Below are 14,595 nucleotides of genomic sequence, written 5' to 3' on the forward strand. Positions count from 1 at the left end.
GACACTATCCCGAAAAGTGTGTAAATGAATTTTAAGGTTGGTTAGAATTTTAGACGGTTTTCAAACATAATCATAAATTGGTTTAAGATGGTGCCCCAATCCCGGATTGGCATCGTCCATTTTTTAGTGGATTCGTTAACGGCCAGGAATACGGACTTCATTACTGCATCATCGGTCGGATAGGAAAGTTTATTCTTGGTGTATTTTCTGATTTTCCCATTCAGGTTTTCAATGATATTGGTGGTGTAGATGATCTTTCGGATTTCCATCGGGAAAGCCAAAAATGCAGTCAACTCTTCCCAGTTGTCCCTCCAGCTTTTGATTGCATAGCCGTATTTCTGACTCCAGATGGCTTCTAACTGATCCAGAGCGAGTGCTGCTGCTTCACGGTTGGGAGCAGTGTAGATTTCCTTCATATCAGCAGTGAAGGCCTTTCTGTCCTTCCAGACCACATATCGGCAGGCATTGCGGATTTGATGGACGATGCAGATCTGCTTGGTGGATTCGGGAAAAACGGATCTGATGGCTTCTGTAAAGCCCTTCAGATTGTCCGTGGCGGTGATCAGGATGTCCTGAACGCCTCTGGAACGTAAATCTGTCAATACACTCAGCCAGAAGGCTGCGGATTCGTTTTTCCCCAACCAAAGCCCCAAGACTTCCTTCTTTCCATCTGTTCGCAGACCTATAGCGATGTAAATGGTTTTGTCGATGACTCTGGAACTTTCTCTGACTTTGAATACAATACCATCCATCCAGACGATGCAATAGACTGATTCCAGCGGTCTGTTTTGCCACAAGGTAATGTCCTGTGAAACGCGCTCGGTGATCCGTGATATCGCTGAGGTGGACAGTTCAATATTATAGAGCTCCCTGATCTGTTCTTCAATATCACTGACACTCATCCCCTTGGCATACAGGGAAATGATGATATTTTCCACTCCCTCCGCCATGTTCTTACGCTTTGGAATAAGCGCAGGAGCAAAGGAGGCATCTCTGTCTCGTGGCACCTGAATCTCAGCTACACCAAACTGGTTTTTGATTTTTTTCTTGCTGTGACCGTTACGTGCATTGGCACTAATGGAAGTCTGGTGCTTATCGTATCCCAAATGGGAATCCAGTTCGCCTTCGAGGATCTGTTCTACCCCACGTTTTTGAATCTGAGAAAGAAAAGAGTACAACTCTTCGCCGGTTTTGAACTGCTTGAGGAATTCCTCGCTTAGAACATCTTCTTTTTTCATAGCTTTAAATGTGTAAAGTTACCCCGAAAAGTTATTTCCATAAATTTTTCCAGGCCTTTGAATGGGCCGAAAAATTATAGAATAACTTTTCTACACTTACACACTTAATGGGATACTACCACTCGATCTGGTTTATTCTAAATTTGAATTACCTGATTCTCCCTTCGGTAATCGCCCTGCTTTTTTAAGCGATTCACGGATGATCCATTCGAGTTGACCATTGGTACTACGGAACTCATCTGCGGCCCATTTTTCGATCGCTTTCATCATGTTCTCATCCAACCGTAGTGCAAATGCTTTCTTCTTAGGCATAGCTTATTCCTCCATCCAGTTTTTCATAAAGTCTGTCAATTCCTTAGACTTCATCGTTCCAATCAATATTTTTTTCTTTTCCCCCACATCCATAATAATACCTTCATCTCCCAGTACTGAATATGCCTTGGTGGTTTTGTTTCCCTTAATTCCCCATCCTCCGTAATCTGAAATTGGACTGTATTTAATTACCTCAACTGAGTTAATCATCGCTTTAGGGTATTGTCTCCATTTCAGAATGAAGGGCAGATATCTAAACGATATTCTATTATCGTCAATTCTAGTTTCCAGCTTTAGGTTGAGAATTAAGCCAAGGATTAAGGCCATTGTGCCGAGAACAACTCCTAATGCAATTGCCATTTCATGCTTATCGTCTGACGTGGCGTATAGGACAATCAATAATATCACTATTGGTACTTCGGTCAAGATGATAAAATACATAACCCATGTGCCTATATAAGTTTGGCTTTCTTTGAAAATCCGATTAGCCATTGCTATTGATTTAGTGTCCCAACGTTAAGCACTGGAGTAGCACTCTTGTCTGAGCAAAGTACCACCATAAGGTTAGAAACCATCACTGCTTTTTTCTCATCATCAAATTCAATGATTTCTTTCATCTTGAGATCGGCTAGAGCCATTTCTACCATGCCAACAGCACCTTCAACTATCTTCTGACGAGCAGCTACAATTGCTGTGGCTTGCTGTCTTTGGAGCATTGCCGAGGCGATTTCCGAAGAATAAGCCAGGTGTGAAATTCTAGCTTCTATCACTTTGATTCCTGCATGATACAGTCTATTGCTAATTTCTTTTTCCAAGGAATGATTAACCTCTTCTACTCCAGATCTTAATGTGATTTCAGCCTCTTCAGCCTCAAAATTATCATAAGGATAAAGTCCTGCCATTTTTCGAATCGCTGCATCAGATTGTAAGTGGACGAAATTTTCGTAATCATCTACATCAAAGGTAGCCTTGAATGTGTCTTCTACTTGCCAAACAACGATAGTTCCGATCATCACTGGATTACCAATTTTGTCATTTACTTTCACTGGTTTGTTTTCGAAGTTTCTCACACGAAGAGATATTTTCTTCTTTGTCATGAAAGGATTGACCCAGTAAAAGCCATTAGCTTTCACGCTTCCTTTATAGTTACCAAAAAGTAACAGGACCATCGATTTATTTGGTTCTACGATAAAGAACCCTCCAAGACAGATAAGCGCTGTCACCACAGATAAAATGCCGATTACTATCATGATTTGCTGTATAAAAAGTGCAACTGCAAAAATGATAAGCCCAAGAACGAACAGGATCATGAAATATCCTGACATAGGTTTAGTTACTTTTTCCATATTGTTATGATGTTAAAATGATATCATATTGAATTACGGTAAAGTTTGTTAATTGTTCAAATTTTAACAAAAAAAATACCCCGATGTTGGTCGGGGTATCTGATTAAGTGCGGTTTTGTTATTTCTTCGTAAAGAGCGAATCGACAAATTCCTTCCGATTGAAAATCTGTAAGTCAGTCATTTTCTCTCCTACGCCTATGTATTTGACAGGAATTTTGAATTGATCAGATATGCCGATTACTACGCCACCTTTGGCTGTACCATCAAGTTTGGTGATGGCAAGAGCAGTGATTTCGGTGACTTTCGTGAATTCCTTAGCCTGAATAAATGCATTCTGTCCTGTGGATCCATCTAATACCAGTAAAATCTCGTGAGGAGCATCAGGTATAAATTTCTGCATGACGCGTTTAATTTTTCCAAGCTCGTTCATCAGGTTGACCTTTGTGTGAAGTCGGCCTGCAGTATCGATGATTACTACATCGGCATTAGTGTCCACTCCTTGCTTCACGGCATCAAATGCTACAGAAGCTGGATCAGTATTCATGCCGTGGGAAACTACAGGCACGCCAACTCTTTCCCCCCAGAGAATCAATTGATCTACAGCCGCAGCTCTAAAAGTATCTGCAGCTCCAAGAATTACAGACTTTCCAGCTGACTTGAAAAGGTTGGCAAGTTTTCCGATGGTGGTAGTTTTACCAACTCCGTTGACACCTACTACCATGATCACATAAGGTTTTTTTCCTTCTGGAAGGTCGAAGTCAAAGAGATCCTGTGAGTTATTTTCTTTGAGAAGGTTCTCGATTTCTTCCTTAAGAATTACATCAAGCTCAGCCGTATTGACATATTTGTCTTTAGCTACTCGCTCTTCGATTCTTCGGATGACCTTAATAGTAGTATCTACACCTACATCGGAGGTGATTAGAATTTCTTCCAATTCATCCAAAACCTCATCGTCCACTTTGGACTTGCCTACAACGGCTTTACTGAGTTTTGTGAATATATTTTCGCTTGATTTCTGAAGGCCTTGATCGAGGCTTTCTTTCTTATCTTTTGAAAAGAAACCAAAGATTCCCATACTTATGCTTTTTAAAAGTGGAATATAACGAAAAAGTCCCTGCTGACCGATGGACAGAGGGACTAGAATGCCTTATGCTGCGATGTGCAACTTATTTTTTCAAGGTTTCCTGTACCAGAGGGGAAGGAACCATTTCTTCTCTGAAGGTATAGGCGCCAGTCTTCTCAGATCTTACCGCCTTGATGATTTTGGCGTAAGATACGCCACCTTCTTTTTTAAGGGTTGCTACTACTTTCTTAGCCATGGTTTTGTCGTTTTAACGGAATTTCTTCCGAGCTAAATTACTTAATTTCTTTATGAACAGTTACTTTCTTCATGATTGGGTTGAATTTCTTCAATTCCAATCTCTCAGTAGTGTTTTTTCTATTCTTGGTAGTGATGTATCTTGAAGTACCTGGCAAGCCAGAAGCTTTATGCTCCGTGCATTCCATAATCACTTGTACTCTGTTGCCTTTCTTAGCCATCTTTTATTGATTTTAGGGTCGTGACCTTGATTATCTGATTACAATCATCCCGTTATCCTGAGCTTCTTTCAAAACTGCAGTGATACCTTTCTTATTGATAGTCTTCAATGCCTTAGTACAAACTTTCAAAGTGATCCATGCATCTTCTTCTGGAACGTAGAACGTCTTCTTATGAAGATTAGGGTAGAACCTACGCTTAGTTTTGTTGTTTGCATGGGAGACGTTGTTACCTACTCGAGGTCTTTTTCCGGTAATGTCACAAACTTTTGCCATGGTAATGTATAGTAAATTGTATCCGTTTCTGTAATGAGTCTGCAAATATCGGAACTTTTCGGGGATTTGCAACAATGCCTTTCAAAAATATTCTCTTTTATCTCAGTCTTTTGGATAAGGACAGTTTTTACAGCCGCTTCCGCAGCAATAACCCCGTTTTAAGTGATATTTTTTTGTGAAAACCATGAGTCCTTGCTCATTGAAATAAAAGTCTTCCGAACTTAATGCGGATGTTGGGAGAGGCTTCTTGCTGTCTTTCATGGTTGGGGTAATGGCATTTGCTATATTTGAACTTGACGAGTCCATATAATACAGAACACAAAATTACGAAAAACATGCAGACTATCACTTCGAGTAAGCAAGCAATAGAATTAGAAGATAAATACGGTGCACATAATTATCATCCATTACCCGTGGTGTTGGCAAGAGGAGAGGGAGTCTTTCTTTGGGATGTAGAGGGAAAGCGTTATTACGATTTCTTGTCTGCCTATTCTGCCGTGAATCAAGGACATTGCCATCCACGCATTAAGGATGCTTTAATAGAGCAGGCGGGTACTTTGACGTTAACGTCCCGTGCTTTTCATAATGATGTGCTAGGCCCATTCGAGAAATATATCTCAGATTATTTCGGTTTTGACAAAGTGCTTCCGATGAATACAGGAGCCGAAGGAGTGGAGACAGCTATTAAGATTGCAAGAAAATGGGGCTACGAGAGAAAAGGTGTTGATGAAAATCGAGCTAAGATCATTGTGGCTGAAAATAACTTCCACGGGAGGACTACGACAATCATCTCGTTCTCTAACGATGAAAATGCCCGTAAGAACTTTGGGCCCTATACAGCTGGATTTGTCAAAATTCCTTACGATGATATATATGCGCTAAAAGCTGTTCTAGCTGATCCGGATGTGGTTGCGTTTTTAGTAGAGCCGATTCAAGGTGAGGCTGGAGTGTATGTGCCAGGGCCTGATTACTTGAAGGAAGCGAAAGCTGCCTGTGAGGAAAAGAATGTGTTGTTTATAGCAGATGAAATCCAAACGGGAATAGCCCGAACAGGGAAATTACTTGCTGTTGACCATGAAAATGTACGTCCTGATATTTTGATTTTGGGGAAAGCAGTTTCAGGAGGGTTCTATCCGGTGTCACTTGTTTTGGCAGATGATGCAGTGATGAATGTAATCAAGCCAGGTCAGCACGGTTCTACTTTTGGGGGGAATCCACTTGGAGCACGTGTAGCAATGACAGCTTTGGAAGTAGTGAAAGATGAGAAATTGGCTGAAAATGCAGAGAAACTTGGTGAATTGTTTAGGCTAAGAATGCAGAAACTAGTGGAGAAATCAGATCTCGTGAAGCTCGTTAGAGGAAAAGGATTACTAAATGCTGTTGTGATCAATGATACTGAAGAAAGTAGTACTGCTTGGGATATATGTGTGGCTTTGAAAGATAATGGCCTTTTGGCGAAGCCAACCCATGGTAATATTATTCGCTTTGCGCCGCCTCTTGTGATGACTGAAGAGCAGATTCATGAGTGTTGTGATATTATAGAGAAGACAATTGCTTCTTTTGAAAAGTAGAGTAGCGTACTTATTATCCTGAATTAGCCCTCTCTTGTTTTTGGAACTTGGGAGGGTTTTTTATTGTCTTATGCTTAATTTTGCAACTCTAAAAACTGAACCAATACATGTTAAAAGCTGTCATTTTTGATATGGATGGAGTGATTTGTCATACCAATCCATTTCATTCCATTGCCTTCCAGCAATTTTTTGCGAAGCGAGATCTGAACCCTACTCAAGCTGAATATGCTGAGCATATGTACGGGAAAAATAACGGATATATTCTGAGCCATTTCTTAGGTAGAAAGATAGAGGGGGAGGAATTGGCTTTGCTTGAAGATGAGAAAGAAGGGCTGTTCAGGGAGATATATAAGTCAGAAGTAAATCCAATTTCAGGTTTTATCGAGTTTTTTGCGCAGCTGAAATCTGCCGATGTGCTCACCGCTGTAGCTACATCTGCTCCAAGGGCGAATTTGGATTTGATTATTGGTACACTTGGAATTGGGAGGCTAATGCAATCTCAGCTTGCTTCAGAAGATGTGTCAAATCATAAGCCCGATCCTGAAGTTTATTTAAAAAGTGCTGCCATACTTGGAGTGAGGCCTGAGAACTGTTTGGTATTTGAAGATTCCTTTTCAGGTGCCAGTGCTGGCTTAAATGCTGGTATGAAAGTAGTTGGCGTGCTTTCTAGTCATACAATTGATGAATTGCCAAAATGTGACTTATATATAGAAGATTACAAAAAATTAGATCTTAATCAGATTCAACAACTTTTCAAATAAATCATGCTAAGAAGACCTAGAAGAAATCGAAAATCTGAAGCAGTACGAAACCTTGTAGAGGAGACTAGTCTCTCTGTCAAGGATTTGATATTCCCAATGTTCTTGGTGGACGGAGTGAAGAAAAGTGTGGCTGTTGATTCCATGCCTGGGATTTATAGGTACTCTATAGATACCATGCTTAGAGAAATAGAGTCTTGTATGAAGTTGGGGATTCAGGCGTTTGATGTGTTTCCGGCTTATCCGGATAGTTTGAAAGATACTATTGCGTCAGAAAGTTATAATCCAGAGACGTTTTACCTGAAGGCGCTTCGCGAAATCAAAAAGGAGTTTCCTGAAGTGTGTTTGATGTCCGATGTGGCAATGGATCCTTATAGTAGCGATGGACATGATGGCTTGGTGAAGAATGGTAAAATATTGAATGATGAGACGCTGGAGATTTTGGCGAGGATGTCATTGGCTCAAGCAGACGCTGGCGTAGATATTATAGGTCCCTCGGATATGATGGATGGTCGAGTGGGTTACATACGTGAGTTGTTGGACGAAAGCGGGTTTACAGATACTTCTATCATGTCTTATACTGCGAAGTATGCTAGTGCATTCTATGGGCCTTTCAGGGATGCATTAGATTCTGCACCTAAATTCGGTGACAAAAAAACCTATCAAATGAATCCTGCCAATTCTCAGGAGGCATTGATAGAAGGGGGATTGGATACAGAAGAAGGAGCTGATTTTCTAATGGTAAAGCCGGCACTTTCTTATTTAGATATTATAAAGTTGCTTAATGACAACTTCCCCTTGCCGATAGCTGCATATAATGTGTCAGGAGAGTATAGTATGGTGAAGGCTTCTGCGGAAAAAGGATGGATTGATAACGATCGAGCAATGCTTGAGATTTTGTTGAGTATTAAACGAGCAGGAGCGAAGGTGATTCTGACCTACTTTGCCAAAGAATATGCAAGTTTGGTGAAATAGGATAGTAGTATTTACATGTTGAGTTAAAAACCGGGTAATTCCGGTTTTTTTTATGTCTATGGTTATTTAAGTGATCAGTTTTATTAGAAAATTCTCTAATTGTTTGAGTGTAGGGTAAAATAAATGTCAAATTTCTAAATATTTATATTTTTCGCAAAATTGATCTATTTGATTAAAATCCTGTTTTTTCTGTTTTTTAAGAATATTGTTCCAAAAGCGTATGATTTTTTTTAGGAATGTTCTGAATCGCCGTATTAGCAATCGGTTTCGTAAAATTTTATAGATACTGACCGAATAATATTTTCCTAAATGTCAGGTTTAAAAAAGAGCTTGTTTTTATTAATTTTTTGTAAAAAATGTAAAAAATGGATTCAAAATGATACCAAAAAAGACTTTTTGATACCTATTTTGTAATTATGGATTTGTTTTTTTAGTAATAATATAATTACATTCGATTATTGATTATTCAAACAAACCTATCTTAAATTCTGAAAAACGTTTAAAAAACTATATCTAACCTATGAACTATTTCGTACCTCTGTTGGCCCAAGATGCGGCCGCGACAATGGACTTGTCAGCCGAGATTTCACAGAATCTCTTTACCACAAACAATGTTTGGATGATGCTTTCCACAGCCTTGGTGTTTATTATGCACTTAGGGTTTGCAGGAGTTGAAGCTGGATTTGGCCAGGCCAAAAACACAGTAAACATTCTGTTTAAGAATACGATCACCCCTATTATTGGGATTTTATCCTATGCTTTTGTTGGGTTTTACCTGATGTACCCTGGTTTTGAAACTCCAGGCTGGTTGAGTTTTGATTTTGCTGGCTGGAATATGTTTTGGTTTTCACCTGCCGATGCTGACGTGACAGTAGGTTATGCAGGTGGCGGTTATACATACTGGACTGATTTTCTGTTTCAAGCGATGTTTGCAGCTACTGCTGCTACGATTGTTTCTGGTGCTATAGCTGAGCGAGTGAAGCTGTGGGCTTATCTAGTATTTACTTTATTATATGTAGGTATTGTCTATCCTATAATCGGAAGCTGGAAATGGGGCGGTGGAGCATTAGATGCTATGGGATTCTATGACTTTGCAGGAAGTACCTTGGTTCACTCTGTTGGAGGGTGGGGAGCTCTTGCGGGTGTGATTTTGGTCGGTCCACGAATCGGTAAATATGTAAATGGTAAGACTGTCGATAAGCCAGGCTCTAGTGTTCCTCTTGCTGTAATAGGTGTATTCTTACTTTGGCTAGGATGGTTTGGTTTCAACGGTGGTTCTGTTCTTTCCGCAGATCCTGCAATTGTATCTTTTGTTTTAGTTACTACTAGTCTTGCAGCATGTGCAGGAGGGATTGGTGGCTTTCTTGCCGGAAATATAGTTTTTAAGCGCCTGGATCTAGGAATGATCCTTAATGGTATACTAGCGGGTCTCGTTGGAATCACAGCAGGAGCTGATGTTATCAATCCTGCATCAGCAGTATTAGTAGGTTTTGTGGCTGGGATTTTAGTGGTGTATTCTGCTGTATTGCTTGATAAGCTTAAGCTGGATGATGTAGTAGGTGCTGTATCTGTCCACTTGACCTGTGGTATATGGGGAACTTTAGCCGTTGGTATTTTTTCTACAAACCCAGAGCACACATTCCTTACTCAGTTGGCTGGAGTAGCTATCTGTGGAGTAGCGGCATTCTCTGCAGCTTTCTTAATCTTCTTTGTTCTTAAAAAGACCATGGGAATCCGTGTCTCTGAGGAGCATGAGCGTAGCGGTTTAGATTCCCACGAACATGGGATTCGTGGTTATACCATCGTTTACGACGAATAGACATACAATTAGCTACCGAGGAATGAGCTGTTCTCATTCCTCGGTAGTAATAAATCACTTAGAACTATTTCAAAACCTATACCTACTTAAAACATGAAAAAAATTCAACTACTAATACTAGCATTACTAACCTTTGGAGCTTCAAGCTCTATTGCTCAAGAAGTTGAGGAGTCGTCTAAATTGACATTCTCAGGTTCTGTAGATGCTTACTTCCGTACAAACTTTAATGGTCCAAACAAGGGCGATAATTTTCAAGCCCCTGCTTCATCTTTCGGTAATCTCCCAGGGTTCTCTTTAGGTATGGCAAATATCATTGCCACTTATCAAGGAGAGAAAGTTGGGGTAGTTGCTGATCTGGTTTTTGGTCCTAGAGGAGAAGATGCCGTGTTCGGTTCGCCAATGTATGCTGGTGGAATGGCTGGTAGCTCCCAAATCGTAAATCAATTATATGTTTACTGGAACGTATCTGATGCGGTTACTTTGACGATGGGAAATTTCAATACCTTCCTTGGTTATGAGGTTATCTCTCCAACTGCAAATTTTAATTATTCTACTTCTTATATGTTCTCGTATGGGCCATTTTCCCATACTGGTTTGAAGGCTGATTTTGCACTTTCTGATAAGTGGTCTTTGATGGCTGCAGTGATGAATCCTACAGATATGACAGAATTCAATTTGGCAGGTACTTATACCTTAGGTGCTCAATTGGGGTATTCTACAGATGCTGGGAGCACCTACTTGAACTTTGTGTATGGTGATCAAGATGGTAAGCTAGACATGGATAACAGTTCGTTGATTCCAGGCCAAACTTCTATGGGAAACACTTTTCAGGTTGATTTGACTACAGGATTTAATGTTACAGAGGCGCTATATGTTGGTGTGAATACTACCTATAATACTACTGCCGCAGGTGAAATGTACAGTGGTTCTTCGGTAAGTGACTCAAGCGGAGATGGTGCTGGTTTCTATGGTTTCGCAGGCTATTTGCAGGCAACTACTTCTGATAAATTTGCTTTGGGTCTACGAGGAGAGTATTTCTCTGTATTCAATGGCGGACTTGACGGGGTGGTTGGTCTAGATGGAAATGGTGACGGTAACGTATTTGCCGTAACTCTTTCAGGAAATGCAAAGGTTAGCAAAAACCTTACGCTAATTCCTGAGTTAAGACTAGATACAATGGGGGAGAATTACTTTATGAATAATGATATGAATCCAAGCAAGAGCTTATCTTCTTTTATGTTTGCAGCAGTGTTTGCATTCTAAAAATATAAACAGGGTCTATTGTTAATTTAAAACCGGGATGAATTTCATCCTGGTTTTTTTTATTTTTAATCCTATTGGCTTAAAGTTAAGTTACTTTTTAGCCTTTTTTTATTTAAAGGCAATTGTTAGCTGAATTTCTGGTTCGATTTTAAACGTTAAAAATTATTTTTTACAGATAGTTGGGAAATATAATTTTATTATTTGAATAAAAACATTTATAAAGTATTGATTTCTTGTAACCTTTTTATGGTTTATAAGTATAGTTTAGTAAGTCTTAAATTAAACTATACATGTCATGACAAAAGCAGTATTATTAGTCGCAATTATGATGTCCTCTACTGTAGTGTTTTCGCAAGCTACTTTGAAAGGTCCAAGAGCTAAAAATGCAACCGCCATTGAGCTAGCAGCGCATGCTTCCCCACCCGCATTCTATGTTGTTCCAATTGATATCAAGGGACCTGAAGCTAAAAATAGTAAGGTTTGGGAAGTGTCTAACAAAAGCACAAAAACTGCGTTAGTCAGAAGAAACAAAGATCTAAAAGGTCCAAAAGCAAAAAATAAAAAAGTTTGGGAGGATTAAGCTGATCCGCAGTAATGGACTCGTTAAACAATACCAATTTATAAAATCATAAAAGGCTCGGAATATTCCGAGCCTTTTATGATTAAAGATCTTGTTCTCTTTCGAGCATTAGGATAGCTGATTGAGAGACGATGAAATACTTTTGACTTTCATAAACTATCTCATGTGCTCCGGATAGTAAAAAGATAGCTAAGTCACCTTCCTTCGCCTGCAGGGGAATATACTTTACTTGATCTTCTTTGTCCATCCATGATTCCTGATTTTCAGAAGGCATAGGAATCGGATAGCCAGGACCGGCTTTAATAATATAACCTTGCTGTACTTTCTCTTTTTCCTGAACTCCTGGAGGTAAGTATAGACCTGAGCCAGTTTTGTCATTTGGCTTTTTCAAGCGTATTAAAACTCGGTCGCCTACCACGATGAGCTTTTTCAGTTTATTGTCAGCAGTTAGTTGCATTTTTTGAGATTTTCAGAATCTTTGGGAGCTTAAAATAACTTATTCTATTATTAATTATGTCCTAAACAAAGAACGGCATCTGTATCACTACAGATGCCGTCTATGTTAGATAAGTCTAAGCTTACTTCTTCTCTTCGCTTACTTCTTCATAATCTACATCTGAAACACCATCTCCGGTAGTTCCAGAATCTGCTCCTGCATCAGGACCAGCTTGTGCTCCTTCGGCTCCAGCAGCATTGTACATTTCTGTAGAAGCAGCTTCCCATGCTTTATTCAATCCTTCCATTGCGGAATCAATTCCATCAAGGTTCTGAGATTGATGAGCAGTTTTCAGCTCCTCTAAAGCTGAGCTAATAGCAGTTTTATTTCCATCAGAAAGTTTATCTCCGTATTCTTTCAACTGTTTCTCAGTTTGGAATACCAAGCTATCTGCTTGATTCATCTTATCTACTTTCTCTTTTTCAGCTTTATCAGTCGCAGCATTTGCTTCTGCTTCAGACTTCATTCTGTCGATTTCTTCCTGAGAAAGTCCTGAAGAGGCTTCGATTTTGATCTTCTGCTCTTTGCCGGTTCCTTTGTCTTTTGCAGATACATTAAGGATACCGTTAGCATCGATGTCGAAAGTTACTTCGATCTGAGGAACGCCTCTTTGTGCTGGCGGGATGTCAGAAAGCTGGAATCTACCGATGCTTCTGTTATCCTTAGCCATCGGACGCTCACCTTGTAGTACGTGGATATCCACAGCAGGCTGATTGTCCGAAGCAGTAGAGAAAGTTTCAGATTTCTTAGTAGGAATAGTAGTGTTAGATTCGATCAATTTGGTCAATACTCCACCCATTGTTTCGATACCTAAAGAAAGAGGAGTCACGTCCAAAAGAAGGACATCTTTCACTTCACCTGTCAATACTCCACCTTGGATTGCAGCACCGATTGCTACTACTTCATCAGGGTTTACACCTTTAGAAGGCTTTTTACCGAAGAATTTCTCAACTTCTTCCTGGATTTTAGGGATTCTAGTAGAACCACCAACCAAGATTACTTCGTCAATATCTGAAGGAGTCATACCTGCGTCAGCCAAAGCTTTCTTGCATGGTTCCATAGATCTTTTAACAAGATCTTCAGTAAGTTGCTCGAACTTCGATCTGCTCAATGTTCTCACCAAGTGCTTAGGACCTGTTTGAGTTGCAGTGATATAAGGCAAGTTGATTTCTGTGGATGCAGAGCTAGAAAGTTCGATTTTAGCTTTTTCAGAAGCTTCTTTCAATCTCTGAAGTGCCATTGGATCTAATCTAAGATCGATTTGCTCTTCAGACATAAACTCTTCAGCTAACCAGTTCATTACTACTTGGTCAAAGTCATCACCACCTAAGTGAACGTCACCGTTGGTAGATTTTACTTCGAAAATACCGTCTCCAAGCTCTAGCACTGAGATATCAAATGTACCACCACCAAGGTCATACACCGCTATTTTCATGTCTTGATGCTTCTTGTCCATCCCGTATGCCAAAGCCGCAGCAGTTGGTTCGTTGATGATACGCTTCACTTCTAGACCAGCGATCTGTCCAGCTTCTTTAGTAGCTTGACGCTCAGAATCATTGAAGTATGCAGGTACAGTAATTACCGCTTCAGTGACTGTTTGTCCCAAGAAATCCTCTGCCGTAGTCTTCATTTTCTGAAGGATCATTGCAGAAAGCTCTTGTGGAGTATATGATCTGTCACCAATTCTCACTGTGATAGTGTCGTTGGTTCCTTTTTCTACTTTGTATGAGGCATGTTTTTTCTCTGCAGAAACTTCAGAGAATTTTTTACCCATAAATCTTTTAACAGAAGAAATAGTGTTTTGCGGGTTGGTTATCGCTTGACGCTTTGCAGGATCACCTACTTTACGCTCACCGTTTCCGTTGTCAAGGAAAGCCACAATAGAAGGTGTGGTTCTTCTTCCCTCACTGTTTTGAATGACTACAGGTTCGTTACCTTCCATCACTGCTACGCAGGAGTTGGTTGTTCCTAAGTCAATGCCGATGATTTTTCCCATGATTATATAATTTTAAGTTGTTTCGTATTTGTACTACTCCCCTTCTTCAAGGGATGTGCCATCTGGGAATTTTGGTGCTTTTGTGTCAGATTGGCAGTTCTATTGACATGAGTAGGATCAAAAAACTACTGAATTGTCATTTATCCATTCTGCAAAAATCTCCAAACTGGCAGTTTATGAGAAAAATGCACCTGCCATTGCAACCACTTGGCTGACTTTTGCATCTATTAAGTAGAATGAAGCTTTTTTTAAAGGGAAATATGAAAGAACGATGCCGATGGAGCCTAGTGGTTTTGCTAGGAATGGGAATTCTAACTGCCAATAGAGAATTCGAACTATTGCCTTCGATATGGACATATATCAAAGGAATTATCCTTGCCATTGCAAATTTTTTAATTTGAAACAAGATTTTCGATTTGAGAGACTTAT

At 39.8% G+C, this 14,595-nt stretch carries 18 protein-coding genes; 6 read left to right on the forward strand and 12 right to left on the reverse strand.

Annotated features, from left to right (window positions below):
• Positions 1–41: 41 nt before the first annotated feature.
• The 9 genes from BM291_RS19565 to BM291_RS22100 all read right to left on the reverse strand — a co-directional run bounded on the left by BM291_RS19565 (position 42) and on the right by BM291_RS22100 (position 5,014).
• Positions 42–1,238, reverse strand: coding sequence for an IS256 family transposase (locus BM291_RS19565; RefSeq protein WP_092900207.1), 1,197 nt, complete (start codon positions 1,236–1,238; stop codon positions 42–44).
• 132 nt (positions 1,239–1,370) lie between these two features.
• On the reverse strand, positions 1,371–1,550 hold the full coding sequence (locus tag BM291_RS19570; protein WP_092900908.1) for a type II toxin-antitoxin system antitoxin: 180 nt from the start codon (positions 1,548–1,550) through the stop codon (positions 1,371–1,373).
• Positions 1,551–1,553: 3 nt separating this feature from the next.
• Positions 1,554–2,042, reverse strand: a complete 489-nt coding sequence (locus tag BM291_RS19575) for a hypothetical protein (protein ID WP_092900911.1) — start codon at positions 2,040–2,042, stop codon at positions 1,554–1,556.
• Positions 2,043–2,044: 2 nt separating this feature from the next.
• On the reverse strand, positions 2,045–2,896 hold the full coding sequence (locus BM291_RS19580) for an SPFH domain-containing protein (protein ID WP_092900914.1): 852 nt from the start codon (positions 2,894–2,896) through the stop codon (positions 2,045–2,047).
• A gap of 118 nt (positions 2,897–3,014) precedes the next feature.
• The gene (gene ftsY / locus BM291_RS19585; protein ID WP_092900917.1) at positions 3,015–3,971 is read right to left on the reverse strand and encodes a signal recognition particle-docking protein FtsY; all 957 of its coding nucleotides are present in this window, start codon (positions 3,969–3,971) and stop codon (positions 3,015–3,017) included.
• A 91-nt stretch (positions 3,972–4,062) separates the two neighbouring features.
• Positions 4,063–4,215 carry a DUF4295 domain-containing protein gene (locus tag BM291_RS19590; protein WP_092900920.1) on the reverse strand — a complete coding sequence of 51 codons (153 nt, stop codon included), beginning with the start codon at positions 4,213–4,215 and terminating at the stop codon, positions 4,063–4,065.
• A 37-nt stretch (positions 4,216–4,252) separates the two neighbouring features.
• On the reverse strand, positions 4,253–4,435 hold the full coding sequence (gene rpmG / locus BM291_RS19595) for a 50S ribosomal protein L33 (protein ID WP_057939355.1): 183 nt from the start codon (positions 4,433–4,435) through the stop codon (positions 4,253–4,255).
• 30 nt (positions 4,436–4,465) lie between these two features.
• Complete coding sequence (gene rpmB, locus BM291_RS19600) at positions 4,466–4,708, reverse strand: 50S ribosomal protein L28 (RefSeq protein ID WP_057939354.1); 243 nt, start codon at positions 4,706–4,708, stop codon at positions 4,466–4,468.
• A gap of 102 nt (positions 4,709–4,810) precedes the next feature.
• On the reverse strand, positions 4,811–5,014 hold the full coding sequence (locus BM291_RS22100) for a C1orf53 family protein (RefSeq protein ID WP_092900923.1): 204 nt from the start codon (positions 5,012–5,014) through the stop codon (positions 4,811–4,813).
• A gap of 29 nt (positions 5,015–5,043) precedes the next feature.
• Between BM291_RS22100 and rocD the strand changes: the two genes are divergently transcribed.
• From rocD to BM291_RS19635, 6 genes are all read left to right on the forward strand, one after another.
• Positions 5,044–6,279, forward strand: a complete 1,236-nt coding sequence (rocD, locus tag BM291_RS19610; RefSeq protein ID WP_092900926.1) for an ornithine--oxo-acid transaminase — start codon at positions 5,044–5,046, stop codon at positions 6,277–6,279.
• Between the two features lie 107 nt (positions 6,280–6,386).
• A complete protein-coding gene (locus BM291_RS19615) occupies positions 6,387–7,040 on the forward strand; it encodes an HAD family hydrolase (RefSeq protein ID WP_092900929.1) in 654 nt (217 codons plus the stop codon).
• 3 nt (positions 7,041–7,043) lie between these two features.
• A complete protein-coding gene (gene hemB, locus BM291_RS19620) occupies positions 7,044–8,012 on the forward strand; it encodes a porphobilinogen synthase (protein ID WP_092900932.1) in 969 nt (322 codons plus the stop codon).
• A 520-nt stretch (positions 8,013–8,532) separates the two neighbouring features.
• Positions 8,533–9,831 (forward strand): ammonium transporter, encoded by a 1,299-nt coding sequence (locus BM291_RS19625; RefSeq protein ID WP_092900935.1) that lies wholly within the window; start codon positions 8,533–8,535, stop codon positions 9,829–9,831.
• A 93-nt stretch (positions 9,832–9,924) separates the two neighbouring features.
• Positions 9,925–11,094, forward strand: a complete 1,170-nt coding sequence (locus BM291_RS19630) for a porin (protein WP_092900937.1) — start codon at positions 9,925–9,927, stop codon at positions 11,092–11,094.
• A gap of 295 nt (positions 11,095–11,389) precedes the next feature.
• Positions 11,390–11,674 (forward strand): hypothetical protein, encoded by a 285-nt coding sequence (locus BM291_RS19635; protein ID WP_092900940.1) that lies wholly within the window; start codon positions 11,390–11,392, stop codon positions 11,672–11,674.
• Between the two features lie 82 nt (positions 11,675–11,756).
• Here the strand turns inward: BM291_RS19635 and BM291_RS19640 are convergent, their stop codons facing one another.
• The 3 genes from BM291_RS19640 to BM291_RS21980 all read right to left on the reverse strand — a co-directional run bounded on the left by BM291_RS19640 (position 11,757) and on the right by BM291_RS21980 (position 14,523).
• Entirely contained in the window at positions 11,757–12,131 is a 375-nt protein-coding gene (locus BM291_RS19640) for a co-chaperone GroES (protein ID WP_092900943.1), read from the reverse strand.
• Between the two features lie 121 nt (positions 12,132–12,252).
• Complete coding sequence (dnaK, locus tag BM291_RS19645) at positions 12,253–14,166, reverse strand: molecular chaperone DnaK (protein ID WP_092900946.1); 1,914 nt, start codon at positions 14,164–14,166, stop codon at positions 12,253–12,255.
• A 174-nt stretch (positions 14,167–14,340) separates the two neighbouring features.
• Entirely contained in the window at positions 14,341–14,523 is a 183-nt protein-coding gene (locus tag BM291_RS21980; RefSeq protein ID WP_139229149.1) for a hypothetical protein, read from the reverse strand.
• Positions 14,524–14,595 lie beyond the last annotated feature (72 nt).

The organism is Algoriphagus aquimarinus (genome assembly GCF_900112005.1).
GTDB lineage: Bacteria > Bacteroidota > Bacteroidia > Cytophagales > Cyclobacteriaceae > Algoriphagus > Algoriphagus aquimarinus.

What these genes read in the sequence shown, in the direction of transcription:
- hemB (WP_092900932.1), top strand. Translation starts at nt 7,044, where the DNA reads ATGCTAAGAAGACCTAGAAGAAATCGAAAATCTGAAGCAGTACGAAAC.
- BM291_RS19580 (WP_092900914.1), bottom strand. Translation starts at nt 2,896, where the DNA reads ATGGAAAAAGTAACTAAACCTATGTCAGGATATTTCATGATCCTGTTC.
- BM291_RS19575 (WP_092900911.1), bottom strand. Translation starts at nt 2,042, where the DNA reads ATGGCTAATCGGATTTTCAAAGAAAGCCAAACTTATATAGGCACATGG.
- dnaK (WP_092900946.1), bottom strand. Translation starts at nt 14,166, where the DNA reads ATGGGAAAAATCATCGGCATTGACTTAGGAACAACCAACTCCTGCGTA.
- rpmG (WP_057939355.1), bottom strand. Translation starts at nt 4,435, where the DNA reads ATGGCTAAGAAAGGCAACAGAGTACAAGTGATTATGGAATGCACGGAG.
- BM291_RS19615 (WP_092900929.1), top strand. Translation starts at nt 6,387, where the DNA reads ATGTTAAAAGCTGTCATTTTTGATATGGATGGAGTGATTTGTCATACC.
- BM291_RS19590 (WP_092900920.1), bottom strand. Translation starts at nt 4,215, where the DNA reads ATGGCTAAGAAAGTAGTAGCAACCCTTAAAAAAGAAGGTGGCGTATCT.
- BM291_RS19640 (WP_092900943.1), bottom strand. Translation starts at nt 12,131, where the DNA reads ATGCAACTAACTGCTGACAATAAACTGAAAAAGCTCATCGTGGTAGGC.
- BM291_RS19630 (WP_092900937.1), top strand. Translation starts at nt 9,925, where the DNA reads ATGAAAAAAATTCAACTACTAATACTAGCATTACTAACCTTTGGAGCT.
- BM291_RS21980 (WP_139229149.1), bottom strand. Translation starts at nt 14,523, where the DNA reads ATGTCCATATCGAAGGCAATAGTTCGAATTCTCTATTGGCAGTTAGAA.
- BM291_RS19625 (WP_092900935.1), top strand. Translation starts at nt 8,533, where the DNA reads ATGAACTATTTCGTACCTCTGTTGGCCCAAGATGCGGCCGCGACAATG.
- rocD (WP_092900926.1), top strand. Translation starts at nt 5,044, where the DNA reads ATGCAGACTATCACTTCGAGTAAGCAAGCAATAGAATTAGAAGATAAA.
- BM291_RS19635 (WP_092900940.1), top strand. Translation starts at nt 11,390, where the DNA reads ATGACAAAAGCAGTATTATTAGTCGCAATTATGATGTCCTCTACTGTA.
- BM291_RS19570 (WP_092900908.1), bottom strand. Translation starts at nt 1,550, where the DNA reads ATGCCTAAGAAGAAAGCATTTGCACTACGGTTGGATGAGAACATGATG.
- rpmB (WP_057939354.1), bottom strand. Translation starts at nt 4,708, where the DNA reads ATGGCAAAAGTTTGTGACATTACCGGAAAAAGACCTCGAGTAGGTAAC.
- BM291_RS19565 (WP_092900207.1), bottom strand. Translation starts at nt 1,238, where the DNA reads ATGAAAAAAGAAGATGTTCTAAGCGAGGAATTCCTCAAGCAGTTCAAA.
- BM291_RS22100 (WP_092900923.1), bottom strand. Translation starts at nt 5,014, where the DNA reads ATGGACTCGTCAAGTTCAAATATAGCAAATGCCATTACCCCAACCATG.
- ftsY (WP_092900917.1), bottom strand. Translation starts at nt 3,971, where the DNA reads ATGGGAATCTTTGGTTTCTTTTCAAAAGATAAGAAAGAAAGCCTCGAT.